The organism is Neisseria sp. P0021.S006 (genome assembly GCF_051956895.1).
Map to the genome: position 1 here is coordinate 1 of NZ_JBQCWZ010000749.1, position 686 is coordinate 686.

The window sequence follows — 686 nt, forward strand, 5'->3', positions numbered from 1 at the left end:
GGGTTTGAATGACTGTGGCAAGGCGTGCCGTGCTTCTGATCGCACTTATGGGGGTGTTGTGGACGGGATGGGCGGCCATGTTGTCGCAAATGGTGTCGATAATTGCGCCCGTATTGGCGATAAATTCGCCGCCGTAGTACAGCGCGTCCATAATGCGGTTTGCCAGCTCTAAGGGGATGGTTACCGTTTGGGCTTGATTTTGAATGGTTTGGATTTGGGTAGAAGTGCAAGATTGCATTTGAAATGCTCCTAGTTAAATTGAGATTTGAGAAATGCCCGAAATAAGGGGGCGGTGCTCTCTCCTGTAACTAGTCAGGCGTGGACGTTGCCGTTACCACACACCGCCATAAACTTTGATATGCCGTCCAAAGCCTGTGAATAGGCTTCAAACGCCATAAGAGAAAATGGCGATAAAAAATCAGCGTTTACCCTGCTGATTTGGGCTAGTTAATTTAAGAGAGAAACTTAATTCTGCTTCTCAAAGCTCAATCTGTCAAATGGTTTTTTACGGGGTTAGATGGCGTTATGCTTACTCTTTCCCGACACCAGCAAAGAAAACCGCCCGCGTTTCACGGTCGCCCCGAATTGGTTTGGCACTTCTTCCATCACGGTTATGATTTCATGCCCCGCTCTGTGAAGTTCCATAATGCGTGAGTTATAGCCAAGTATGCCCATCTGTGCCAGCT

Annotated in this window: 1 pseudogene; it reads right to left on the reverse strand. The window is 48.0% G+C overall.

Annotation, left to right across the window (positions count from 1 at the left end):
* Positions 1-238, reverse strand: a pseudogene (locus ACTHUM_RS16880) (hypothetical protein); the annotation flags it as partial.
* Positions 239-686: the final 448 nt, after the last annotated feature.